The sequence below is a fragment of the Deinococcus aquaticus genome (assembly GCF_028622095.1).
GTDB lineage: Bacteria > Deinococcota > Deinococci > Deinococcales > Deinococcaceae > Deinococcus > Deinococcus aquaticus.
The window spans coordinates 25094-49676 of the sequence record NZ_CP115166.1; the positions used below are offsets into that span (position 1 = coordinate 25094).

Sequence of the window (24583 nt, forward strand, 5' to 3'; positions counted from 1 at the left end):
CCCCCTGATCTCCCTGCCTGTCCTGTTCCCGGAGCGCGTGCAGACCGCCCCCCAGAACGCGGCCCAGCGCAACCAGTGAGGACAACGACCCCGCCACACACCACAGCACCTCGAACATTCAAGCTTCACCCGCACCGGACGCCCTGAACAGGCGTCCGATCTTGTTGGTCGGGCTGCCCCTCACAGCCCATGCGTCACCCGCCCTGTCAGAGATCCGTGACATCTGAGCGTCTGCTCAGGTATACTGGGTCATGACGTCCGCGCCTCGCCCCCCCTCCCCCGCAGCGGTCCGGCAGGCCACGGCCGACCAGCCGCCCACCCTGAGCTACCTGGTGCAGGGCATGGACTGCGCCAGTTGCGTGGCGAAAGTCGAGCGGCTGGTGGGCGGCCTGCCCGGCACCGGCGAGGTCAGCACCAGCTTCACGCGGCAGACCCTGAAGTTGCAGCTGGACGAGACGCGCACGCCCCGGCAGACGCTGGAACAGCACCTGCGGTCGCTGGGGTACGTGCCCACCTTGCAGGGCGGTGATCCGGCCACACCGGTCACGCACGGCGGCGGGCACGCGCACGAACACGGGCACGAACACGCGCACGGGCATTCCCACGCGCCCGCTGCGGGGCCGGCGCAGCCCTGGCACCAGAGTCCCCAGGGACGACTGGTGCTGCTGTCGGGCGTGCTGCTGGCCGCCGCGTGGGTCCTGAGCTTCGCAGCACCCGCCCTGAGCACGGCTGCGTTCGTGGCGGCGACGCTGCTGGGCGTGTGGCCGCTCGCGCGCCGCGCCGTGGCCAGCGCCCGGTTGGGGGACCCGTTCAGCATCAACATGCTGGTCAGCCTCGCGGCCACCGGCGCGGTCCTGATCGGGCAGGCCGCCGAGGGAGCGGTCGTGGTGTTCTTCTTCGCGGTGGGCGAACTGCTTGAGGGCGTGGCGGCGGGCCGTGCCCGCGCGGGCATCCGGGCGCTCGCGGCGCTGGCCCCGAAAACGGCCCTGCTGCTGCCGGACAGCGCCGCCGGGTCCGCCGGCGCGGCGCGTGAAGTGCCGGCCGACACCCTGCGCGCCGGGCAGACCGTGCAGGTCAACCCCGGAGCGCGCGTGCCGGCAGACGGCACGGTGCTCGGCGGCACGTCCGGCGTGGACGACAGTCCCGTGACCGGCGAGAGCGTCCCGGCCGTGAAAAGCGTGGGGGACCGCGTCTTCGCGGGGAGCATCAACGGGGACGGCCTGCTGACCGTGCGGGTGGACCGCGAGGCGAGCGACAACACCATCGCGCGGATCACCGCCATGGTCGAGGAAGCCGAGGCCAGCCGCGCCCCCACCGCCCGCTTCATCGACCGGTTCAGCCGCGTGTACACGCCGGGCGTGGTGCTGGTCTCGGCCCTGGTGGCCACCGTGCCCCCACTGCTGCTGGGCGGCGACTGGCACACCTGGCTGTACCGGGGGATCAGCCTGCTGCTGATCGGCTGCCCGTGCGCGCTGGTCCTGAGCGTCCCGGCCGCCATCACCAGCGGCGTCAGCGCCGGGGCGCGGCGCGGCCTGCTGATCAAGGGCGGCGCAGCCCTGGAAAGCATCGGCGGCGTGCGCAGCGTCGCGTTCGACAAGACCGGCACCCTCACCGCCGGTCACCCGCGCGTGACGGACGTTCACCCGGTCGGCGGCACCCGCGAGGACGTGCTGCGGCTGGCTGCAGCGGCCGAGGCGGGCAGCAGTCACCCGCTGGCCCGCGCGGTCCTGGACGCCGCACGCGGCCTGAACGTTCCGGCCGTGACGGACGCGCGCGCCCTGCCCGGCCGGGCCGTCACCGCCCGCCTGAGCGGCACTGAGGCCGGCGTGGGCCGCGAGGTCACCGTGAGTTCCCCCGGGCACGCCGCCGCGCTGACCGACATCGCCCAGGACGTGCAGGCTCAGGTCACGCGACTGGAAGAACAGGGCCGCACCGCCGTCCTCGTCCTGCTGGGTGAGCAGGGCGGGCAGGTCGCGCCCAAGGTGTGCGGCGTGATCGGCCTGCGGGACGAACCCCGCCCCGACGCAGCCCCCGCCCTGGCCGCCCTGCACCGCCTGGGCGTGCGGACCGTCATGTTGACCGGCGACAACACCCGCACCGCGCAGGCCATCGCGGACGACTTGCGGCGCGCCGGCGCGCCGGAACTGGAGGTGCACGCGGCGCTGCTCCCGGAGGACAAACTGCGCCTCATCCGCGACCTGCAGGCCCACGGCAGCGTCGCCATGATCGGGGACGGCATCAACGACGCGCCCGCCCTGGCGCAGGCGGACGTGGGCATCGCCATGGGCGGCGGCACCGACGTGGCCCTCGAAACGGCGGACGCCGCGCTGCTGCGAGAGCAGGTGAGTGGCTTGGCCGACCTGATCGCCCTGAGCCGCGCCACCATGAGCAACATCCGCGTGAACATCGCCTTCGCGCTGGGCCTCAAGGCCATCTTCCTGATCACCACGCTGCTGGGCTACACCAACCTGTGGATGGCGGTCCTGGCCGACACCGGCGCGACCGCCATCGTCACCGCGAACGCCCTGCGCCTGCTGCGCTGGCAGCCGCCCGCCCGCCCGGCCGCGCCCGCACCGGCCGCCCACCCGGAGGCCGCGTGACCACGCCCACTCCCCACCCGGAGGCGGCCGATCAGGCGGCGCTGTCCGATCATGCTGCGCTGGCCGACCACGCTGCGCTGTGCGAGGTCAGCTGCCTTCACCCGCACGCGGTCGCGCAGGCCCGCGCGGGGCAGCCCGGCCCGGCCGACATCGAGGCCGCCAGCACCCTGCTGAAAGTCATCGCCGACCCCACCCGCCTGAAACTCCTGAGCGCCCTGCAGGGCGGGGAACTATGTGTGTGCGACCTGTCCGCCGTGATCGGCCTGAGCGAGAGCGCCGTCAGCCACCAGCTGCGCCTGCTGCGCGAACAGCGGATCGTGACCTTCCGCAAGCAGGGCCGCGTGGCGTACTACCGCCTGCTGGACGCTCACGTCGCTGGCCTGATCGGCGTGGTCCTCGACCACGTGCGCGAGCCGGTGCCTTCCTGACCGGCGCGCGGGCGCCACTCAGGCGAAGCGGGCGAGGTCCGGGTTGGCCTTGAGTTGCTGCACGACCTTCTTGATGTCCTGCGTGCGGTCCTTGCGGACGACCAGCGTGACGTCCCCGGCGCGGACCACGACCACGTCCTCGAGGCCGATGGTGGCGATCAGGTCGTCGCCGCCCGTGGTGTACATGATCGCGCCGCCGGTGTCGAGGCTGACGTGGCGGCCCACGGCGACGTTCGAGCCGTCACCCTTGAGCAGCCGTTCCAGGGCGTTCCAGTCACCCAGGTCATCCCAGCCGAAACTGGCGGGAATCACGGCGACGTTCCGGGCGCGTTCCATGATGGCGTAGTCCACGCTGATCTTGGGCAGGTCCGGGTACACCTGCCGCAGCCCGCCGCGCACCTTCGCGGCCTCGGCCATGGGGCCGTACAGGTCGGGGACGAGTTCCTCGAAGGCGGCGAGGATGGTGCTGACCTTCCAGATGAACATCCCGGAGTTCCACAGGTAGTTGCCGGTGTCCAGGAAGGCCTGCGCGGTCGGCGCGTCGGGTTTCTCCGCGAAGCGCTGCACGCGGTACACGCCGGTCTGCGCGTCCTGCTCGCCCTTCTCGATGTACCCGTAGCCGGTGGCGGGGTACTGGGGCTGCATGCCGAGCGTGACGAGCACGTCGTTGTCCTGCGCGTAGGCCACGGCGCGTTCCAGGGTCGCGGCGAAGGCCGCCGGATCATCCACGCGGTGATCGGCCGGGAAGACGCCCATCACGGCGTCCGGGTCGTCGCGGTGCACGGTGAGCGCGCCGTACAGGATCGCGGCGGCCGTGTCGCGCGGCACGGGCTCGACCAGCAGGTTCTCCAGCGGCAGTTCCGGCAGGTGCTCGAGCACGTGCGAGCGGTGCTCGTTGGCGGTGACGACCATCAGGCGTTCCAGGCCGCCGGGCAGTCCGGCCGTGAGGCGTTCGGCGGTGGTCTGCAGCAGGCTGCGGCCACTGGCTTCCAGGGTCAGGAACTGCTTGGGTTTGCTCTTACGCGACAGCGGCCAGAAGCGCTCGCCGCTCCCACCTGCCAGGATCACCGGGTAGAAGGTCATGCCCGCATCTTATCCCCGGCGTGTGCGCGCCACGCCCCTACTGTGTGCCCCCACCCGCAGGGGGAGCGCCAGGGCCTGAAAAATGAACGCAGGGCGTGGCGTGTCAGAGTAGGCTGTGCCTCATGAAGCTCACTTTCGGCACTGACGGCTGGCGCGGCGTGATCGCCGACGAGTTCACCTTCGCCAACGTGGGGCGCGTGGCCCGCGCGCACGCGCAGGCGCTGCTGGACGCTGGGGGCCGCTCGGCGGTCGTGGCGCACGACACCCGGTTCCTGGGGGGCGCGTTTGCCCGCTCGGCCGGTGAGACCTTGCAGGCGGCGGGCCTGAACGTGACGGTCCTGAAGGGCGCCACACCTACGCCGGCACTGTCGTACGCGGTGCGGGCCGGCAGGCACGCGGGCGGCGTGATGATCACCGCCAGCCATAACCCGGGGCAGTACCAGGGGTACAAACTCAAGGGCGCGTACGGCGGAAGCGCCACGCCCGCGCTGGTCGCCGAGGTCGAGGCGCGGCTGGACGGCCCGGCCACGCCCCGCGCCGCCGGGCAGCTAACAGAGGCGGACGTGCGCGGCGAGTACCTGGGCGCACTGGCAACACTGGTGGACACCAGCGCGATCCGCCGGGCGGGCCTGCCGGTGTACCACGACGCCATGCACGGCGCCGCCGGAGGCTGGATCGAGGAGTTCACGCGCGAGTACCTGGGCGTGCCGTTCCACGGACTGCGGGCCGCGCCGGACCCGCTGTTCGGGGGCGTGAACCCGGAACCCATTCCGCAGAACCTGCAATCCACCATGCAGGTCATGCGGGACGTGAGCGGCCCGGCCTTCGCGATGGTCACGGACGGCGACGCCGACCGCATCGGAGCGGTGCTGTCCGGGGGGAGGTTCTTCAACAGTCACCAGATCTTCGCGGTGCTGCTGCACCACCTCGCCTCGCAGGGCAAGCGGGGGATCGTGGTGCGGACCGTGTCGACCAGCGGCATCATCGAGCGGCTCGCGCAGCATCACGGACTGCGGGTCCTGCAGACGCCGGTGGGCTTCAAGTACATCACCGAGGCGTTCCTGCACGGCGAGGCGCACCCGGAGGACGCCGTGCTGATCGGCGGCGAGGAATCCGGCGGGATCGGCGTGCAGGGGCACGTGCCGGAACGTGACGGGCTGCTGAACGGCCTGCTGCTGCAGGAGACGGTCGCGGTCAGCGGGCTGGGCCTGGACGAGCAGTTCGCGCAGATCGAGGCGCTGGTCGGGTTCCGGCACCACTACGACCGGGTGGACCTGCACCTGCCCCGCCCCATCGACCGGGCGGCCCTGATGGAGGACATCGCGGGCCTGGGGTCGCTGGGCGGCCACACCGTGCTGGACGTCGTGACGATGGACGGCGTGAAACTGGTGTTCGGCGGCGGGTACGGCATGGTGCGGGCGTCCGGGACCGAGCCGGTCGTGCGCCTGTACGTGGAGGCCCCCAGCGACGCCGAGGTGCAGGGCATCCTGAACGAACTGCGCGAGCGGACCCTGCGGCACCTGCCGAGCTGAAACGGGCTGGCCGGGACAGCAGGAACCGTCCCGGCCATCGGAAACGCGTCTCAGCGCAGCGCCATGCCTGTCACGTACTGAATGCGGATGTGGCGGTCCCTGGAGGCCTGCGCGCCCCGACCCTTGCCGGGCTCTCCGACCAGACGGGCGTTCAGGTACGGCGTGTTCCCGCTGCCGCGCTCGATGCTGAGGGGTTCGAGTTCCTCCAGGACGCTGCGCCCGGCGCTGGGCTGCCCCGACCAGCCGACGTACTTCTCGACGTTGTACTGCACCAGCACACGCTGCCCGGCCTCGATGGCGCGTTCCAGGAAGGCGCGTTTCTGGCGGGTGTCGTCCATGATGGTCAGTTCCGCCGAGCGGTTCTCCGGAACGTTCAGGTCCGTGGTGGGGCTCAGGCCCAGGGCGTCCAGGGCGCGGCGCACGGCGTCCACGTTCGCGGCGTCCACCGTGAACAGGTTCGGGCCGATCACCGGGCCGATCAATCCTTTCAGGCGCGGGTGCGCGGCGAGCATGGCGGCCTGCGGGTGAGACAGCAACGCCACGCTCGCCAGCGAGGGCGGCGGCGTCTGGCCGCTCCAGACGCCCAGTTGCAGCCGCAGCGCGCCCGGCAGGCGGCCCTTGACGCGCGCTTCGAGGTCCGGCAGGAACGAGGTGGGCAGAGCGCCGGGCGGGGTGGGGCGCAGTTCCAGGCGGCCGTCCACGCGGGTGGTCACGCGGCCACGCAGGAGGCCGCGGGCGTGCAGGTCCACGCTGCCCTCAGCGCGGAAGGAGCCGTCCGGGTCGAACAAGAACGCCGGGACGGGCGGAGCGTCAGCCAGCAGGACCGGCGTGCCGGACGGGAGTTTGAAGGCGGGGGTGCCGGGCAGCAGGAAACGCTCGCCGACCGGCGTGCCCCCGATTTTCTTCAGGGCGGCGCCGCGCTCGGCGGACGTGGGGTACTCGAGCAGCGTGGCCGCGCGGTGCAGGGTCAGGCGGTCGCGCCGCGCTGCCCAATCTTCCAGGCTGCGCTGCACGCCCGGCGCGAGGGGCGTGGCGGACCCGGCCTGCAACCCGGCGAGCAGGTCCGGGAGGCTCAGGCCGCTTTCCAGCGCGGCGTACACGCTCTGGCGTGTCAGGCGGTACGACGCGGTCTGCTCGTCGAAACGCACGGCCTCGGCGGCGGCCAGCAGGGGCCGTTGCGCGGGCGTGAGGTTGGTGGGGTACACCAGCAGGTCGAAGTTCGGTTGCAGGATCCAGGCCGGGCCGGACGAAGCGGGCGGGGTCATCAGGTGCGCGGGCGTGACGGCCGAGTCCGGTCCCTCGCCGCTCACGTGGACGAGGCCGCCCGCGCTCAACTGCCCGCGCAGCGCTGCGGCCACCCACCGGTCCAGCGCGTCGGGCCGGACAGACTGACCGGGCCGGGAACCCAGCAGTTCCGGCGGCGTGACCAGCCGGGTCAGGCGGATCACCTCGGCCTGCGTGGTCGCGTGCGGCAGGGCGCGCAGCACGGCGCCCAGCAGTCGCCGCACGACCGTGACCGAGTTGAAGGACGCCCGGGCGTCCTCCGGCTGGACGTGCCCGCCCGGGCTGCTCAGAACGGCGCGCAGCCGCGCCGGGTCGAGGGTCGTCAGGTGCCGCTCGGCCTGCGCGGTGACCGTCACGCGGTCGCCCTCGCGGATCATCAGGCCCAGGTTCAGGGCCGCGATCACCCAGCCTTCCAGGTCGTCCACGGCCGTGACGCTCCTGGCGAGGTTCTTCAGGGACGCGCGGCTGATCGTGCCGGTCTTCGTGACGGCCAGCGGGTGCAGGCGCACGCCGCGCAGCACCTCCAGCAGTCGCAGGGGCGTCAGGTCCGTCTGGCCGGGCGCGGCCGGCACCTCGGTCGGGAGGGCCGTGATGGGCGGGGCGGGTTCCGGCGGCAGCAGGGGCCTCAGGCGCGGGTCGAGCAGGACCCGGCTGGGCAGTCGTCCCAGCGGTTCGAACTGGCTGTAGTACGACTGCATCCAGACGTTCGGCAGCGCCTCGGGCAGCAGCAGACCGCCGGTCAGCAGTTCCCACAGGGCAGCGGCCCCGGTGAATTCCGGCACCGAGAAGTCCCCGACCCTGCCCTTCGGACCGCCGAACACGCGCTGGTCGCCGCGCAGGTCCCGCAGGCGCAGGAAGACGTGCAGGTCCCAGCCGTCCATGAATCCGCCCTGACGGGCCACCTCGCTCAGTGCGGCGCGTTCCATGACGCTCAAGCTCGCCACCAGCGTCCGCAGCGCCTCCGGGCTGCTGCGCACCTGACCGATCACCTCGGCCGCGCGGGCGCCACTGCCGACCTTCTCGCCGCTGTACCGGGCCGCGATTCTCTGCTGGTACGCGCGAGGCAGGCGGCTGATGGAATCGTCGAAGTCCTGGGCCTTGCGTTCCTCCAGGGCCGCCACAGCGTCCAGCGCGACCTTCGCGTTGGCTTTCGTGAACGGCCCCTGGTCGGTGGGGCCACTCACGGCTGGCCTCCGGTCACGCGGGGCGTGTGCCCGGCGCGGCGCAGGGCGTCCAGCGCGGCAGCGTCCGTGCCGGGGCGCAGCAGCACGAACGTCGGCGCGAGCCGCTCGGCGACGTGCGGACTCAGCCGCGCGTCGCTCAGCAGGGCGTCCAGGTCCGCCGGGTCCTGCACTTCCAGCAGAATCAGGCCCGCATGCACGGTCAGGCGTTCGGGGATAAAGGTCGGTTCCGGCAGGGCTGGGGCGGCCTTCGCGCGTGACGCTCTGCCCGGTGCGGGCGCGGCGGGCGTCCCTTCAGGTGTGGCCTTGGGGGGACGTCCGCGTCGTTTGGGTGTCTGGTCGGTCATGAGGTACGTGCATCCTGCGCACTGAACGGTGCGCTGTCAATGCACGCCACGCCCGGCGCTCAGAGTTCGCTCTCGTCGATGATGTCGTACGTGTAGCCCTGCTCCGCGAGGAACAGCTGCCGGTGGTGCGCGTAATCCTCCTCGACGGTTTCGCGGGTGACCAGCGAGTAGAAGTGCGCGCCGCGCCCGTCCGCCTTGGGGCGCAGCAGCCGCCCGAGCCGCTGCGCTTCCTCCTGCCGGGACCCGAACGCGCCGGACACCTGCACGAGCACCTCGGCGTCCGGGAGGTCCAGCGCGAAATTCCCGACTTTCGAGAGCAGCAGCGTGCGCAGCCGCCCCTCGCGGAACGCCTGGAACAGCCGCTCGCGCTCGCGCTGCGGGGTCTTCCCGGTGATCAGCGGCGCCTCGAGGTCAGCGGCCATCAGTTCCAGCTGGTCCAGGTACGCGCCGATCACCAGGGTCGGCACGTCCGGGTGGCGGGCCAGGACGGCGCGCAGCGCGGCGCGCTTGGCGGGGTTCACGGCGGCCAGCCCGTGCTTCTGCCGGTCGGGCGCGGCGGCGTACGCGGGCCGCTCGTCGGCCGGGAGACGCAAGCGCACCTCGGCGCAGGTGGCGGCCGCGATCCAGCCCTGCGCTTCCAGGGTCTTCCAGGGCTGGTCGTAGCGTTTCGGGCCGATCAGGGCGAACACGTCGCCCTCGCGGCCGTCCTCGCGGCCGTCCTCGCGGACCAGGGTGGCGGTCAGGCCCAGGCGGCGGCGGGCCTGCACGCCGGCCGTCAGGCGGAACACCGGGGCGGGCAGCAGGTGCACCTCGTCGTAGATGATCAGGCCCCACTCGGCCGCGCCGATCAGGCTCATGTGCGGATGCTCCTCCCCGGCGGGCGCTCCGGGGCGGCGGTGCGTGAGCATCTGGTACGTGCACAGCGTCACGGGGGCCAGTTCCCGCCCGGCGGGGCGGCCCGGCGCGTACTCCTGCACGTCGTCCGGGGTCAGGTCCGTCTTGGCGAGCAGTTCGCGTTGCCACTGGTTCACGCTGGTGCGGTTGGTGGTCAGCACCAGCGTCCGCTGCCCCACGAGGCTCATGGCGACCATGCCGACCACGGTCTTGCCCGCACCGGGCGCGAGGACGACCACGCCGGACCCGCCGGTGTCGCTGCCGCCCTGGTAGAACGCCTGCGCCGCCTCCCGCTGGTAGTCGCGCACCGTCAGGTCCGGCGCGAGGGTCACGGGGAACGCCGCCCCCTGGGTGTACCCGGCGCGGTCGTCCACAGGCCACCCGGCGTCCATCAGGGCGCGCTTGAGTTCCCCGCGCGCTCCGGCGTCCACCGTGTACACCACGTCGCTCATGCGTTCGCGCAGCAGCGGTCCCACGGCCTTGTGGCGGGCCAGTTCGCTCAGCAGCGGGCCGTCGCCGGGCGCGGCGGACAGGATCAGGGCCTCGTCGAAGCGGTCCAGGGTCAGGCGGCCCCAGCGGCCCACCAGTTCGCGGATGTCGGTCACGACGTTCCCCGGCAGCGGGAATTTCGCGTGTCCTTCGAGTGCGCCCAGCATGGCGTCGGCGGTCATGCCGGTGCTCGCGGCGTTCCACAGCGACAGCGGGCTCACGCGGTACGTGTGCAGGTGCTCGGGGCTGCTGACGAGTTCCGCAAACGGCGCGATGGCCGCGCGGGCCTCGTCGGCGCGGGGGTTGAACGCCTCCAGGAAGAGGCTGCGGTCTGCCTGCACGATCAGCGGGTTCAGGGGATCGGTCGCCATACGCCCGGCAGCATAGCGGCGGCGGGCTGGAATGCGCGTATGGTGGGCCGCGATGCCCCGCCCTTCCCTGCCCGCCCTGTCCTCCCGGCGCGGCCGGTCCGCGTGACCGCGCCCGCCGTCACGCGCGTCTCCCGGCCCCTGCGCGGCGCGGCCCTGCTGGCGGGCGCGCTGCTGCTGTTCGCGTGCCTGGACGCCACGGTCAAGCACCTGACGGCCGAGTACCCGGTCCCGCTGGTCGCCAGCGTCCGCTACGGGGTGCAACTGCTGCTGATGACGGCCCTGCTCGCGCCGTCGCGCGGGCGGACCATGCTGGTCACGCAGCGGCCCTGGCTGGTCGCGGCGCGCTCGCTGACGCTGGTGCTGCTGACCCTGCTGATGAACTCCGCGCTGCAACGCCTGCCGCTGGCCGAGGCGACGGCGCTGTCATTCGCGGCGCCGCTGCTGGTCGTGCTGCTGGCCCAGCCGCTGCTGCGCGAACAGGTCGGGTGGCTGCGCGGCGCGGGCGTTCTGGTGGGCTTCGTGGGCGTGCTGCTGATCGCCCGGCCCGGCGGGAACCTCGACCCGCTGGGCGTGACGCTGGCGCTGCTGGCCGCCGGCTCGAACGCCGCGTACCAGCTGCTCTCGCGGCTGCTGAGCGGCACGGAACGCCCGGTCAACCTGCTGTACTCCAGCGCCCTGATCGGTACCGCCTGCTTCGGGCTGCTGCTGCCGTGGTTCCTGACCGGCCCGCCGCTGACGCCCCTGCGCGCCGCGCTGTTCCTGAGCCTGGGCATCACGGGCGGCGGGGGGCACCTGCTGTTCACGCTGGCGTTCCGCGAGGCCCCCGCCTCGTTCCTGGCGCCCATCTCGTACCTGCAACTCGTGTGGGCCGCGCTGCTGGGCCTGCTGATCTTCGGTCACGTCCCCGACCCGCTGGCTCTGACCGGCATGGGCATCCTGCTCGCAGCGGGCGTCAGCGTGGCCGCCTTCGGGGGCCGGGGAAAATAGGAGAGTAGTTCTGCGGCTGATACAGACTCCGGTTGAAAGGTTTGCAAAAGCTTTCAACCCGAGCGGAGCGAGCAGGAGAGAAACGGGTTTCGGGCGTGGAGTTGGCAACCCGGTGCAGTGCTGGGTTATCAACGAAACAGACGGAATCCGTATGAGGGGACGGCAGCCCACCAGGGAGCAGGCTGCTGCGTGAGATTCCCGCCAGTTCGCTGAACATTGAATCGTTCAGCCGACCCCTACACTGCGGGCATGAGTTCCCCTGATCCTGCCCGTACCGCCCTGATCGTCGGTTCGACCGGCCTGTCCGGCAGTACCCTCACCCGCCTGTTGCTCTCGCAGGGCTGGACCGTGTACGGACTGGCCCGCCGGGCGCAGCCGGACCTGCCCGGCCTGATTCCCCTGAACGCCGACCTTCTCCAGCCAGAGTCCGTGCAAACCGCGCTGGCCGGCGTGCGCCCCAGCCACGTGTTCCTGACCTCGTGGGCACGGCAGGACACCGAGGAGCAGAACATTGCCGTGAACAGCGCCATGGTCCGCCACGTCCTGAATGCCCTGCGCCCCCACGGGTCGGTGCGGCACGCCGCGCTCGTCACGGGCCTCAAGCATTACCTGGGGCCGTTCGAGGCGTACGCGCAGGGCGCGCAGCTGCCCGTCACGCCCCTGCGGGAGGACCTGCCGCGCCTGGACCTCCCGAACTTCTATTACGCCCAGGAGGACGAACTGTACGCGGCGGCCGCCCAGGACGGTTTCAGCTGGAGCGTGCACCGCCCCCACACCCTGATCGGGCAGGCCGTCGGGAACGCCATGAATCTCGGCACGACCCTGGCCGCGTACGCCTCGCTGTGCCGTGAGACCGGGCGGCCCTTCCAGTTCCCCGGGTCCGCTGCGCAGTGGAACGGCCTGTCGGACGTGACCGACGCCCGCATCCTGGCCCAGCAGATGCTGTGGGCCGCCGAGACCGAAGCGGCGCACGACACCGCCTTCAACGTGGTGAACGGCGACGTGTTCCGCTGGAGCTGGCTGTGGGGCCGCCTCGCGGACTGGTTCGGCGTGGAGGCCGCCGGGTTTGACGGCACGGTGCGGCCCATGCAGGACTCGCTGGCCGGGATGGAAGGCGCGTGGCGCGACCTGGCCGGACGGTACGGACTGGCCGAACCGGACCTGCACCGGCTGGCGTCCGCGTGGCATACCGACCTGGACCTGAGCCGCCCGATCGAGGTGATGACCGACATGACCCGCAGCCGTCAACTGGGCTTCAGCGACTACCAGAGCACCGAGGCGTCCTTCTTCGACCTGTTCGCGCAACTGGAACAGCAGCGCCTGATCCCGCCGCGCCGCTGAACGCCGCACCCGGCCTCAACCCAGGCCATACCCGCCCATGAGAGCGGCCCGGACGTGATGTCCGGGCCTCCTTTCCTGCCTGTGGTGGGGCCTGCTCAGCCTTCCAGCGAGGCGAGGCCGCCGGGTTCCCCCTTGCCTTCGCCCTTGCGGGGCAGGCGCAGGTTCGGCATGGGCAGCGCGGCCAGCAGCGCCAGGAACGCCACGAGGATGCTCACGAGGTAGATGCGGCTGACGGTCGTGGCGAACGCGACCTTGATGGCGCGGCTCACCTTGTCGAGCGTGGTGTCGGCCTGCTTGATCGCGTCGGCCTGCGCGGTGTCCAGGCCCGCCTTGATCTGCGCGACCACGGCCTCGCGGCCCTGCGGTGTGGCGATGGCCGCAGCGGGAATGTTCTTCAGTTGCGTGCCCAGTTCGGCCGGGAACTGCGGGTTGGTAGCGAGAGCCTGCACGGCGGCGATGTTGCCGGTGTTCACGGCGCCGGTCACGGCGGTCAGGGTGCCGTCGAAGCCTTTCCTGATGCCGTCGGCGGTGGCGGCTTTCACGGCGACCGCGTCGAAGCTGGCCTGCGGGCTGCGGCTCTCGCTGGCGCCGCCGGTACCGCCGCTCAGGGCGTCGAGTTGCGCGCGGATGGCGGGGGGCGCGTCGGCCTTGACGGGTTCCAGCTGCCGGCTGATCTGCGTGGGCAGCATGGACGTGAGGATCGCGCCGAACACGGCGGTGCCGATGACGCTGCCGAACTGCTGGAAGAACTGCCCGCTGCTGGTGGCCACGCCGATCTCCCAGGGTTTCACGGCGTTCTGGATGGCGAGGTTGAACAGCGGCAGGGCGGGACCCAGGCCCAGGCCCAGCACGACCATGTACAGCACCACGCGCAGGTACGGCGTGTCGGCGTTCAGGGTGCTGAGCAGCCCGAAGCCGCCCATCATGAGCAGCAGGCCGATGATGATCATGGTCTTGTAGTACCCGAGGCGGGAGGCCAGCTGGCCGCTGCCGATCGCGCCGGCGATCAGGCCCATGGTCAGGGGGATCGTGGCGGTCCCGGCGGCCGTGGCGGACACGCCCTGCACGTTCACGAGGTACAGGCTCAGGAACAGGATCGCGCCCAGGAACGCCGCGCCGATGAAGAAGCGGGCCAGGACGCCCCAGGCGAAGGTGGGGTTCTTGAACAGGCTCAGCGGCAGGATGGGGCTTTCGTGGCGGGACTCGACGAACAGGAACAGGATCAGGGACACGACGCTGGTGGCGAACAGACCCAGCACGGTGGGGCTGGTCCAGGCGTACGTGCCGTCCGCGCCGAAGGTCAGGGCCAGCAGCAGCGGGACGCTGAACACGATGATCAGCAGCGCGCCCAGGTAGTCGATCTTGGGTTTCAGGCCGCTGGCGAGGCGGGGCATCTTCGTGAAGATGAACGCCAGCGCCACGAGGCCGATGGGCAGGTTCACGTAGAACACCCAGCGCCACGAGACGTTGTCGGTCAGGAAACCGCCCAGCAGCGGCCCGATGACGCTGCTCAGGCCGAAGACCGCGCCGAACAGACCCTGGTACTTGCCGCGCTCGGCGGGCGCGAAGATGTCCGCAATGATCGCGAAGGCCACGCTGGTCAGGGCGGCCGCGCCGAAGCCCTGAATGCCGCGGAACACGACCAGTTGCATCATGCCGCTGCCGAACACGTTGTTCAGGAACGGTTCGCCGGACATGCCGCACAGGGCGCTGCCCAGCAGGAACACCACGATCCCGAACATCAGGATGGGCTTGCGGCCGTAGATGTCCGAGAGTTTCCCGTAGATGGGCACCATGGCGGTGCTGGCGAGCAGGTAGGCGGTCGTCACCCAGGAGTACAGGGACAGTCCCTCGAGTTCCTGGGTGATGCGCGGCAGGGCGGTCGAGACGATGGTCTGGTCCAGGGCGCTGAGGAACAGCCCGAGCAGCGTCCCGATCAGGATCAGGCGCTTGGTCGGGAAGTCCAGCGTTTCGGCGTAATCAATGCGGCCCTCTGGGGCCTGCTGGGCGTGGGTCATTCGGTGTCCTCCGGGGTGGGTCGGGCGGGGTCGTTCGGCTGGTGCCGGGCGTCCTGGGCGTGCAGTTCGGCCATGACGGCGGCCACGTTGTCGGCGGCCGCTTCGATCACGTGGCGGCTGACGCGCCCGAACACCTGCTGGTACGTCTCGTTGAAGCGGCGGTCCATGCTGTCCAGGAAGGCGTGGCCGTCTGCCGTGAGGGCCAGCAGTTTGGCGCGGCGGTCGTCCGGATTCTCGCGGCGTTCGGCGAACCCGCGCTGCACGAGGCGGTCGGTGAGGTGACTGGCGGCCGGGAGGCTCAGGCCGGTCAGGTCGGCCAGTCCGCCGATGCTCAGGGCGGCGTGGGCGCGCAGCTGGTGCAGGGCTGTCATCTGCGAGAAGCTCATGTCGTCGCCCTGCAACTGGTCCTGCATGGCGCGCATGAGTTGCCCGGAGACGTAGCGGTGCAGGCCTTTCATCTGTTCGCCCAGGCGCTGGGCGGCGGCGGCGGACGCCGGGTCGGGCGTGAGGGTGGGGTCCGGGGAATTCTGGTTCATCGCGTGGCTGATCTCCTCCTGCCTGCGGCCCCCGCCTGTGTGGGGGTCGGGTCTCCCTCTCGGCGTGAAAGCCGGCTGAATTGCTCTCAATCCTGAAACTATTCAGAGAATTGAATAGTGTTCTGCGCCACAACTATCTAAGTGCGAAAAGAATTCACACCTCGAAACGACCAACTGTACGCCCCACCCACGCGACACGCCATAGGCCAGACGGCCCATACGGACCCAGGGCGGCCCCCACACGGAACGAACCACCCAGCGGAGTGCCGGGCGGTTCGGAGAGCGAGCAGAGTAAAGAGCAGGCGGAACGCAGCGGACCGGATGGCCCGCCGGGGTTCAGCCGGGGTTCAGGTGGGGGCGCCCAGCGCGTGAACGGTCGCGCGGGTCTGCGTGTACAGGTCGCGGTACAGGCCGTACAGGCGGTCGTAGGCAGGGGCCAGTGCCGGGTCGGGTGTCACGTGCGCGCCCGGCTGCACCCAGCGGTCCAGGTCCGCCCGGTCCAGCACGCCCGCCGCGAGGCCCGCCAGGAACGCGTCGCCGAAACTCGCGCCGACCGTCACGGCCGGCACCTCCTGCGCCTCGCCACTGATATCGGACACGATCTGCAACCACGTTCCGCCGCGCGTGCCCCCGCCGACCGCGACGACGCGCCGCACGTCCGCACCCAGGTCCCGGAACGCCTCGATGTTGTGCCGGATGCCGTACCCGACGGCTTCCAGCGCCGCGCGGAACAGGTGCTCGCGGCGGTGCGAGAGGGTCAGGCCCGCCACCACGCCCCGCGCGTGCGGATCGTTGATGGGCGTGCGCTCACCACTGAAGTACGGCAGCATGATCAGGCCGTCCGCGCCGGGGTTCAGGGCGGCGGCCTGCGTGAACAGTTCCTCGTAGGCCGCGCCCGTGTCGTGCTCCCGCGCGAACTCGTCCGCGAACCAGCGGGTCAGGCTGCCGGTCGTGCCCATCCCGGCCGCCAGATTCACCTGCCCCGCGAACGCCCCGCCGACCGACCAGACGCGCGGGTCCGGCGTGGGGGCCTCCTGCACCAGGATGAAGAAGGTGCTGGACCCGTACATGATCATCAGGTCGCCGGGCCGGGACACGCCCACGCTGAGGCCCTCGGCCAGGGCGTCCACCGTGCCGACCGCGACCGGTGTGCCCTCGCGCAGGCCGGTCTGCGCGGCCGCCTGTGCGGTCACGTGCCCGGCCAGTTCGTCACTCCAGGCGAGGCGCGGCAGGCAAGTGAGCGGCGCGCTGCCCAGCACGGGCACGGCGAATTCATCCGTCCAGGCGCGCGTGCGCGGGTCGTACAGCGGCATGAAGTGCGCCCCGGTGTGGTGGTCCATGACGTGCTGACCGGTCAGGCGGAAGGTCAGGTAACTGCCGGCACTGATCAGGGTGGCCGCCTGCGCCCACACGCCGGGTTCCTGCTCGCGCAGCCAGCGGATTTTCGGGCCGATCGCCTGACTGGTCAGGGCCATGCCGCTGTGCGCGAGGATCACGTCCGCGCCGATCTCATCGTTCAGCGCGCCGATCTGGGCGTGCGCGCGGGTGTCCACGCCGTACAGGATGCCGGGCCGCAGCGGCCGGCCCTGCGTGTCCAGCGGCAGCAGGGTCGGGCCGATGGCGCTGCACGCCACGCCCGCCACCCGATCGGCCGCGCCCGGCTCGCGCAGCAACTCCCGGATGATGGCGGCCGTGTCGGCCCACCAAACCCCGTCGGCGTCCTGTTCCACGTGCCCGTGCCGGGGCATGGAGATGCCGTGCGGGATCACGTGCTGCCGCACGATCTGACCGTCCAGCGTCACCAGGACGCCCTTGCTGGAGTACGTGCCGACATCCACGCCGATCAGCAGGTCCCGCACAGGCTGCGGTTCAGGCGACATCGATCATCACCTTCATGGACGTGCGCTTCTCGCGGTCCGCGAACTCGAAGGCCTGCGGCGTCTGCCCGAACGGAAAGCGGTGCGTGACCAGCGCGTCCAGGTTCGCCGCGCCACTCGCCACGAGTTCCACGGCGGCCGGGTAGCAGTTCGCGTAGCGGAACACGCCGCGCAGCGTCACCTCGCGGCTGGCGGCGCTCACGATGTCCAGGCTCACCTCCGGGTCCGGGGGCAGGCCCACCAGCACGGCCACGCCGCCGGGTTTCGGAGCGGCCAGAGTGAGGCGGGTGGTGGGGAGGCTCCCGGCCGTCTCGAAGGCCACGTCCACGCCGCCGTGCGAGAGAGGCAGCCCGTCGCGCGCCGCGCCCAGCTCACGGATGAACGCCAGCGCGTCCCCCGTGCGCGCGTTGAAGGTGTGCGTGGCCCCCACCCGGCGCGCGAGGTCCAGCCGGAAGTCCTCCAGATCCACGGCGATCACGGTCGTTGCGCCCGCCGCGCGCGCCGCCATGACGGTCGTGCAGCCCACCGGTCCCGCGCCCAGCACCGCCACGCTGTCGCCCGGCCGCACGCCGCCCTTACGGACCGCCCACACGCCCACCGCCAGTGGTTCGAGCAGCGCGGCCGCGTCGTCCGAGACGCTGTCCGGCACCGGGTACACGAAATCGTCCGGCCAGTTCAGGTACTCGCTGAGCGCGCCGTCCACCGGGGGCGTCGCCATGAACGCCATGTCCGGGCAGAGGTTGTACGCCCCGGAGCGGCAGTACCCGCAGCGGCGGCAGGGCACACCCGGCTCCAGCGCCACGCGGTCACCGGGCCGCACGCGGGTCACACCGTCCCCCACCGCGTCCACCACGCCGCTGACCTCGTGGCCCAGCACCAGGGGCCCGTTCACCACGAACGGCCCGATCCGGCCGTGCGAGAAGTAATGCACGTCGCTGCCGCACACGCCCACGCGCGTCACGCGGACCCGCACCTCGCGCGCGCCGGGGGCGGTCACGGCCCGCTGCTCCCAGCCGAGGGTGCGCGGCCCGGTCAGCAGGGACGTTCTCGAATTCAGGATCATGTGGCTCCTTCAGTGCGGGGATAACGGACAGGAACAGAGGTGAGGTGCGGGCGGGCAGGGGGGCGCACTGGTGTCTGCCCTCCCTGCCCCCCGGCGGTCACCAGCAGGTGTACCCGCCGTCCACGACCAGGGTGTGCCCCGTGACGAAACTGGCGGCGTCCGAGGCGAGGTACAGCACGGCCGGGGCGATCTCGGCGGGCTCCGCGAGGCGGCCCATGGGGGTTTCTTTCAGCCAGGTGTCGCGCCACTCGGGGGTTTCCAGACCGCGTTTGGTCAGGGGCGTGGCGGTGTAGCCGGGCGCGACGGCGTTCACGCGCACGCCCCGGCCCGCCCACTCGCCCGCCAGGGAGCGGGTCAGGTGAATGACGGCGGCCTTGCTGGCGTTGTACGCCGCCTGCGGTTGCGGGTGGTTGCTGATCAGGCCGCTCATGGACGCGGTGGACACGATGGACCCCCGGCCGCGCGTGAGCATGCCGCGCCCGAATTCACGGCAGCACCAGTACACGCCGTCGAGGTTGACGGTCATCACGGCGCGCCAGTCGTCGTCCGGGGTGTCCTCGGCGGGCGTGTTGCGGACGATCCCAGCGTTGTTCACGAGGATGTCCACCGCGCCGAGTTTCGTGGCGAGCGCGGCGACGGCGGCGGGGTCCGTGACGTTCAGGGTCTCGAACGCCCCGCCGATGCTCCGGGCGGCCTCGTGTCCGGTGTCGGGGTTCAGGTCGGCGATGGTGACGTGCGCGCCGGCTTCGGCGAGTCCGCGGGCGATCTCGAAGCCGATGCCCTGCGCGGCGCCGGTCACGACGGCGCGCTGGCCGCTCAGGTTGAACAGGTCAAGAATGGTCATGGTGGGGGTCCTTGTGGTGGGAGCGGGGGATGGTGGGGGACGGGTCGTCCGGCAGGCTCAGGCGAGGCCGGGAGTGATCAGGACTTTCTGCGCGCCGGCCAGTCCGGGGCGGGCTTTCATGTTCAGGGCGTCCTCGACGCCGCCCAGCCCGAGGCGGTGCGTGATCAGCGGCCCGACGTTCACCTGACCGGAGCGCAGCCATTCCAGGGCCAGCGGGACGGTCTGGTTCAGGGCAAACGAGCCGAGGACGGTCAGGTCCCGCACGAACAGTTCGTAGGGGCTGACAGTGACGGTGGCGTCCTCGGGGGCCACGCCGAACACCAGCACGTGCCCGCCGATGGCGGTCAGGGCGGGCAGGCCCTGCACGACGGACGGCACGCCGGTCGCCTCGGCCGTCACGTCGAAGCCGTGCGGGAACAGGTCGCGCAGTTCATCTGTCAGCTCGGCGTGCGGGGTCAGGGCGTGCGCGGCGCCCAGGGTGCGCGCGAGGTCCAGGCGGTCCTGCACGGGGTCCACCATCACCACGCGGCTGCATCCGCTGGCTCGCAGGCCCTGCATGAGCAGCAGACCGATGGCGCCCGCGCCGAACACCAGGGCGGTGCTGCCGGGGCGGGGGCGCAGGCGGGTCATGCCCCAGGCGACGCAGCCGAGCGGTTCGGCGAACGCCGCCTGATCCAGGCTCAGGCCGTGCGCGGGGTACACGTTGCTGGCCGGGCAGACCGTGAAGGCCGCAAATCCCCCGGGCAGCGTGACGCCCAGCGCCTCGTGATGCTCGCAGTGCTGGAACAGGCCGCGCTGGCAGGCGTGGCACTGCCCGCAGTACAGGTTGGGGTCCAGCGTGACCGGGTCGCCCTCCCGGACGTTGAGCACGCCGGGCCCGGCGGCGTCCACGGTGCCGCTGATCTCGTGGCCGGGCACCAGCGGGAAGCGCGCGCCGAAGTGCCCGTGCAACAGGTGCAGGTCCGTGCCGCACACGCCCGTGGCATGCACGCGGATGCGGACCTGACCGGGACCAGGTTCCGGGACAGGGAGTTCGCGCTGCTCGACGCGGCCGGGGGCGGTGATCACGGCGGCCGGCATGGTGCGGGCGGCGGTCATTTCACTGCTCCGAAGCTCAGGCCGCGCACCAGCTGGCGCTGCGCGACCCAGCCGAAGATCAGGACCGGCAGGACCGTCAGGGTCGCGGCGGCGCTCAGCTGCGCCCAGAACAGGCCCTGGCTGGTCTTGAACTCACCGATGAACACGCTCAGGGGCGCGGCGTCGCTGTTCGTGAGGTTCAGCGCGAAGAACACCTCGTTCCACGCGAAGATCAGGCACAGCAGCGCCGTGGCGGCCATGCCGGGCGTGGAGAGCGGCAGCGCGATCCCGAAGAACTCCTGCGCGACGCTGGCCCCGTCGACCTTGGCGGCCTCGTAGATGGCGGGCGGAATCTCGGTCATGTACGAGTGCATCATCCACACGACCAGCGGCAGGTTCATGGTGGTGTACATCAGGATCAGGCCGGGCAGCGTGTCCAGCAGTTGCAGGTTGCGGAACAGCAGGAACAGCGGCACGATCACGCCGACGGCCGGCATGAACTTGGTGCTGAGCATCCAGGTGAGCACGTTCTGCGCGCGGCGGGTGGGGTACACGGCCAGCGCGAACGCGGCGGGCAGGCCCAGCGCAAAGGCCAGCAGGGTGCTGCCGATGGCCGCGACGAGGCTGTTCTTCAGGGCGGGCAGGTAGGTGGGAATGGCCTGCTTGAAGTTGTCGAGGATGGGCGTGAACGCGAACACGGGCGGCGTGGCGAACGCCTGCGCCTCGGTCTTGAAGGCGGCCATGAACATCCAGGCCAGCGGGAACAGGAACGCCAGCGCAATCAGGTAGGTCACGGCGGTCAGCAGGGCGTTGCGCAGCCGGTAGCGGTCACTGACGGTGCGGCCCGGGCGGACGGCGGCGGGAGTGGGCGTGGTCATGGTCAGCCTCCCTGGCTGGAGCTGGTGCGGCTGATGGCGCGCAGCAGGAAAACGGCGAGCAGGTTGGTCAGCACGACCGTGATGACCCCGGCGGCGCTGGCCAGACCGATGTTGTACTCGGCGAACGCCTTCTGGTAGATGAAGTACGGCAGGTTGGTGGTGGCCACGCCGGGACCGCCGGACGTGGACCCGTAGATCTCGCCGTACACCTGCAGCAGCGCGATGGTTTCCATCAGCACCACCACCTGGATGGCCTGCGTCCAGTGGGGCAGCACGATGTGCCGGAACTCCTGCAGCGGGCTCGCGCCGTCCAGGCGGGCGGCTTCGAGTTGATCGTCGGGCAGGCTCTGCAGGCCGGTCAGGAGGATCAGCATGGCGAACGGCGTCCACTCCCAGGTGACCATGGCGATCACGCTGGCCATCGGGAACTGCGCCAGCCAGTCGACGGGCTGACCGCCGAACTGCGTGACCACCCACGAGAAGAACCCGAACACCGGGTTGAGCAGCATGTTCTTCCAGACGACGGCCGTCACGACCGGCATGACCAGGAACGAAGAGATCATCAGGGTGCGCAGCAGCGCCCGGCCCGGGAAGTTCCGGTTGAGCAGGAACGCGAGCGCCCCGCCGATCAGCAGGGTCAGGATCAGGGTGCCGCCCGCCAGGACGACGGTGTTGCCCAGGATGCGCAGGTTCTGCGGGTCGCTGAGCAGGTTGGCGTAGTTGGCCAGTCCGATGAACGGCCGGTCGCCGGGAATGACGAGGTTGTACCGGAAGAACGAGTAGTACACCGTCATGAAGAACGGCACCTGCGTGGTCAGGATCAGGTACAGCATGGCGGGCCAGATCAGGGCGGCGGGGCTCAGGCGCAGCCCGCGCCGGGGCTTGGGGGAGGAAGCGGTGGTGCTGGCAGCGGCGGTGGTCATGGGTTCACCTCCTGGGAAGGCAGAGACGGGCAGGGAGGCTCGGAAGCGGCGGAAGTCAGCAGGGGCAGGCCCGGCAGAAGGGGAGGGCACAAGGGTGGGGCGGGCGGGGGGCGAAGGGGGGACTGCCCCCCCCCCGGTCTCCCCTGCCCGCCCCACGGAAACGGCTGTTACTTCTGGTAGCCGCCGTCCCGGGCGGTTTTCTGCGCGGCGTCCTGCGCCTGCTTGAGGGCCTGGTCGATGGTGGTCTGGCCGCTCAGGGCCCCGGCGAGGTACTGGCCGACCTGGGTGCCCAGCGCCTGGAATTCGGGAATGGCGACGTACTGCACGCCGGTGTACGGCACGGGGTCCTTGGTAGCGCGGTTGACATCGGCGGAGTTGATGGAGCTCAGGACCAGGGAGCTGAAGGCCCCGGCGGCTTTCTTGTAGTTGGCGTTGCTGTAGGTGCTGGTGCGGGTGCCGGGGGGCACGCTGGCCCAGGTGCCCTTGGTTCTGGCGACCAGCGCGATGTACTCCTGGCTGGTGGCCCAGGTCAGGAATTTGAAGGCGGCGTCTTCCTGCTTGGTGGCCTTGGGAATGGCGAGGTTCCAGCTCCAGTACCAGTTGTTGCCGCGCGCGGTGGTGGCGACGGGGGCCTTGGCGAACCCGACGGACTTGACGATCTTGCTGCTGCTGGGGTCGCTGAGGAAGCCGGCGGCGACGGTCGCGTCGATCCACATGCCGCACTTGCCCTGGCTCATCAGGGTGAGGTTCTCGGTGAAGCCGTTGCCGGTGGCGCCGGGGGGGCCGTACTTCTTCATCAGGTTGACGTAGAAGGTCATGGCGTTCTTCCAAGCGGGGGTGTTCAGTTGCGCCTGCCAGTTGTTGTCGTACCAGCGGCCGCCGAAGGTGTTGACCATGGTGGTGAACAGCGCCATGTTCTCGCCCCAGCCGGGCAGGCCGCGCAGGCACATGCCGTACACGCCTTTGGCCGGGTTGTGGACCTTGCTGGCGAAGGTCTGGATCTGGTTCCAGGTGGGCTGGGTGGGCATGGTCAGGCCGGCGGCCTTGAACAGGTCCTTGTTGTAGTACGTCATGGAGCTCTCGGCGTAGAAGGGCACGGCGTACAGGTTCCCGCCGACGGTCAGGGCGCCGCGCACGCCGGGCAGGATGTCGTTGAGGTTGTAGCTCCTGGCGATGGCGGGGTTCTTGGCAAACAGGGGGGTCAGGGGTTCGAGCCAGCCGTTCTTGGCCCAGATGGGCACCTCGTACGCGCCGACGGTGGCGAGGTCGAAGGAGCCGGCTCCCGACGCGACGTCCAGGGTGATTTTCTGGCGCAGTTCGTTCTCGGGCAGCGTCACCCATTTGACCTGAATGTCGGGGTATTTCTTGTTGAATTCGGGCGTGAGTTTCTGCATGGTCACCATGTCGGGGTTGTTCACGGTGGCGATGGTGATGGTGCTGGCGGCGTGCGCGGTGCTGGTGGCGGCGGTCAGGGCGAGGCTGAGCATCAGGGTTCGGCGCATGGGCAGGGTCCTCCGGGGGTCCGCGCCGCCGGTCAGGGCGTGCGGGCAGGAAGCGGGTCGGGGCGGTCGCCGGGCACCGGGTGTGCTGGGCGGTTCAGGTGGCCGCTCCACCTGAAACTGAATTGAATGGTCTCGTGTCCATCAGTGAACCACACCGGGTTGTCTTTGTCTACAGTTCAGATCCAGCTCATGATTCGTGAAAATGGTCACGAGTCCATCAGGCTGGTCTTTCGTTGCAGCCTCCGCCCCCCTGACATACACTGACCGGCGTGTCCACCATCCAGGACGTCGCGCGGCTCGCCGGCGTCTCCCCCACCACCGCCAAACGGGCCCTGAAGGAACCGGACAAACTCACGCCCGACACCCTCGCCCGCGTGCAGCAGGCCATCGCCCAGCTGCACTACGAACCCGACCAGCGCGCCGGTAGCCTCCGCGGCGGCCAGAGCCGCACCGTCGGCCTGATCGTCGGCAGCATCCTCGAACCGTTCTTCGGACAGTTCGCCCGCACCGCCGCCCACGTTCTGGCCGAAGCCGACCACACCCTGATCATCACCGAGAACGAGTACAGCGCCGCCCGCGAACTCACCGAACTGCGCCGCCTGTACGGCCAGCGCGTCGCCGGCATCCTGCTGCGCCCCGGGTACGGCACCGAAAGCCACGAGTACCTGCGCCGCCTGATCTCACGCGGCGTGGCCATCACCGAGTACGACTACCACCACCCGCAGAACGACCTGCCCAGCGTCATGCTCGACAACGCCGGAGCCGTCCGGCAGGCCGTCACGCACCTGCACGCCCTCGGCCACCGCCGGATCGCCGCGCTGGGCACCTACGACCCCCTCACGCACCCGGAAGAACGCAGCCGCGCCTTCCCGGAAATCATGAACGACCTGGGCCTCACCGTCCCCGCCGAGTACCGCCGCGTCACGCTCCTCACCGAGGACAGCGCCTACCGCCTCACCCACGACCTGCTTGACCTGCCCCGGCCGCCCACCGCGCTGCTGGCCCTGACTGGCACGCAGGCGTCCGGCGCGTACCGCGCGCTACGGGAACGCGGCGTGCGACTTCCGCACGACATCAGCCTGATCAGCTTCGACAACTACCCCTGGACCGCCCTGGTCGAGCCGCCCATCACGGTCCTCGAACAACCGGTCGAGGAGATGGCCCGGCAGGCCGCGCACCTGATGCTCGCGCAGCTTGAAGGCCGCACGCCCGTCAGCACGCACGCCGTGCTGCCCGCCCGCCTGATCGAACGCGGCAGCACCGCACCGCCCCCCACCCGGGAACCGGCAGGCTAACCTTCACACGCCGCGCCCGGTTCAGGACGGCGG

The 24583-nt window shown here is 70.9% G+C and carries 19 protein-coding genes; 6 read left to right on the forward strand and 13 right to left on the reverse strand.

All coding sequences use genetic code 11. The features are described from left to right. Window positions 1-251 precede the first annotated feature (251 nt). Together M8445_RS15150 and M8445_RS15155 are read left to right on the forward strand one after the other, a co-directional pair. Window positions 252-2600, forward strand: a complete 2349-nt coding sequence (locus M8445_RS15150; RefSeq protein ID WP_420704109.1) for a heavy metal translocating P-type ATPase — start codon at window positions 252-254, stop codon at window positions 2598-2600. A gap of 41 nt (window positions 2601-2641) precedes the next feature. Beyond that, a complete protein-coding gene (locus M8445_RS15155; RefSeq protein ID WP_380091879.1) occupies window positions 2642-3028 on the forward strand; it encodes an ArsR/SmtB family transcription factor in 387 nt (128 codons plus the stop codon). 18 nt (window positions 3029-3046) lie between these two features. Here M8445_RS15155 and M8445_RS15160 read toward each other — a convergent pair whose 3' ends face one another. Then, window positions 3047-4111 (reverse strand): mannose-1-phosphate guanylyltransferase, encoded by a 1065-nt coding sequence (locus M8445_RS15160; RefSeq protein ID WP_273991132.1) that lies wholly within the window; start codon window positions 4109-4111, stop codon window positions 3047-3049. Window positions 4112-4233: 122 nt separating this feature from the next. Between M8445_RS15160 and M8445_RS15165 the strand changes: the two genes are divergently transcribed. After that, entirely contained in the window at window positions 4234-5643 is a 1410-nt protein-coding gene (locus M8445_RS15165; protein ID WP_273991133.1) for a phosphohexomutase domain-containing protein, read from the forward strand. 50 nt (window positions 5644-5693) lie between these two features. Here the strand turns inward: M8445_RS15165 and M8445_RS15170 are convergent, their stop codons facing one another. Genes M8445_RS15170 through M8445_RS15180 form a run of 3 tightly spaced genes read right to left on the reverse strand, consistent with a single transcriptional unit; the run spans window position 5694 to window position 10209 of the window. Further along, a complete protein-coding gene (locus M8445_RS15170) occupies window positions 5694-8111 on the reverse strand; it encodes a helicase-associated domain-containing protein (RefSeq protein ID WP_273991134.1) in 2418 nt (805 codons plus the stop codon). Further along, on the reverse strand, window positions 8108-8455 hold the full coding sequence (locus M8445_RS15175) for a hypothetical protein (protein ID WP_273991135.1): 348 nt from the start codon (window positions 8453-8455) through the stop codon (window positions 8108-8110). The genes M8445_RS15170 and M8445_RS15175 overlap by 4 nt, the downstream gene beginning before the upstream one ends. Before the next feature lie 59 nt (window positions 8456-8514). Then, window positions 8515-10209 carry a DNA repair helicase XPB gene (locus M8445_RS15180; RefSeq protein WP_273991136.1) on the reverse strand — a complete coding sequence of 565 codons (1695 nt, stop codon included), beginning with the start codon at window positions 10207-10209 and terminating at the stop codon, window positions 8515-8517. 39 nt (window positions 10210-10248) lie between these two features. On the opposite strand from M8445_RS15180, the gene M8445_RS15185 reads away from it, so the two are divergent. Next, window positions 10249-11196, forward strand: coding sequence for a DMT family transporter (locus M8445_RS15185; protein ID WP_273991137.1), 948 nt, complete (start codon window positions 10249-10251; stop codon window positions 11194-11196). 249 nt (window positions 11197-11445) lie between these two features. Beyond that, complete coding sequence (locus M8445_RS15190; RefSeq protein ID WP_273991138.1) at window positions 11446-12537, forward strand: SDR family oxidoreductase; 1092 nt, start codon at window positions 11446-11448, stop codon at window positions 12535-12537. Between the two features lie 95 nt (window positions 12538-12632). Here the strand turns inward: M8445_RS15190 and M8445_RS15195 are convergent, their stop codons facing one another. From M8445_RS15195 to M8445_RS15235, 9 genes are all read right to left on the reverse strand, one after another. After that, window positions 12633-14555, reverse strand: coding sequence for an MDR family MFS transporter (locus M8445_RS15195; RefSeq protein ID WP_273991139.1), 1923 nt, complete (start codon window positions 14553-14555; stop codon window positions 12633-12635). Further along, a complete protein-coding gene (locus tag M8445_RS15200) occupies window positions 14552-15091 on the reverse strand; it encodes a MarR family winged helix-turn-helix transcriptional regulator (protein ID WP_273991140.1) in 540 nt (179 codons plus the stop codon). Before M8445_RS15200 ends, M8445_RS15195 begins: the two co-directional genes overlap by 4 nt. Before the next feature lie 347 nt (window positions 15092-15438). Continuing rightward, entirely contained in the window at window positions 15439-16971 is a 1533-nt protein-coding gene (locus M8445_RS15205) for an FGGY-family carbohydrate kinase (RefSeq protein WP_273991141.1), read from the reverse strand. Next, window positions 16961-18031, reverse strand: coding sequence for an NAD(P)-dependent alcohol dehydrogenase (locus M8445_RS15210; RefSeq protein WP_273991142.1), 1071 nt, complete (start codon window positions 18029-18031; stop codon window positions 16961-16963). Before M8445_RS15210 ends, M8445_RS15205 begins: the two co-directional genes overlap by 11 nt. Before the next feature lie 97 nt (window positions 18032-18128). After that, entirely contained in the window at window positions 18129-18875 is a 747-nt protein-coding gene (locus tag M8445_RS15215) for an SDR family NAD(P)-dependent oxidoreductase (RefSeq protein ID WP_273991143.1), read from the reverse strand. A gap of 57 nt (window positions 18876-18932) precedes the next feature. Further along, window positions 18933-19973, reverse strand: a complete 1041-nt coding sequence (locus M8445_RS15220) for a zinc-dependent alcohol dehydrogenase family protein (protein ID WP_273991144.1) — start codon at window positions 19971-19973, stop codon at window positions 18933-18935. Then, window positions 19970-20830 (reverse strand): carbohydrate ABC transporter permease, encoded by an 861-nt coding sequence (locus M8445_RS15225; RefSeq protein WP_273991145.1) that lies wholly within the window; start codon window positions 20828-20830, stop codon window positions 19970-19972. Before M8445_RS15225 ends, M8445_RS15220 begins: the two co-directional genes overlap by 4 nt. A gap of 2 nt (window positions 20831-20832) precedes the next feature. After that, entirely contained in the window at window positions 20833-21753 is a 921-nt protein-coding gene (locus M8445_RS15230; protein WP_273991146.1) for a carbohydrate ABC transporter permease, read from the reverse strand. Window positions 21754-21920: 167 nt separating this feature from the next. Further along, window positions 21921-23255, reverse strand: coding sequence for an ABC transporter substrate-binding protein (locus M8445_RS15235; RefSeq protein ID WP_273991147.1), 1335 nt, complete (start codon window positions 23253-23255; stop codon window positions 21921-21923). Between the two features lie 269 nt (window positions 23256-23524). Between M8445_RS15235 and M8445_RS15240 the strand changes: the two genes are divergently transcribed. Continuing rightward, a complete protein-coding gene (locus M8445_RS15240) occupies window positions 23525-24550 on the forward strand; it encodes a LacI family DNA-binding transcriptional regulator (protein WP_273991148.1) in 1026 nt (341 codons plus the stop codon). Window positions 24551-24583 lie beyond the last annotated feature (33 nt).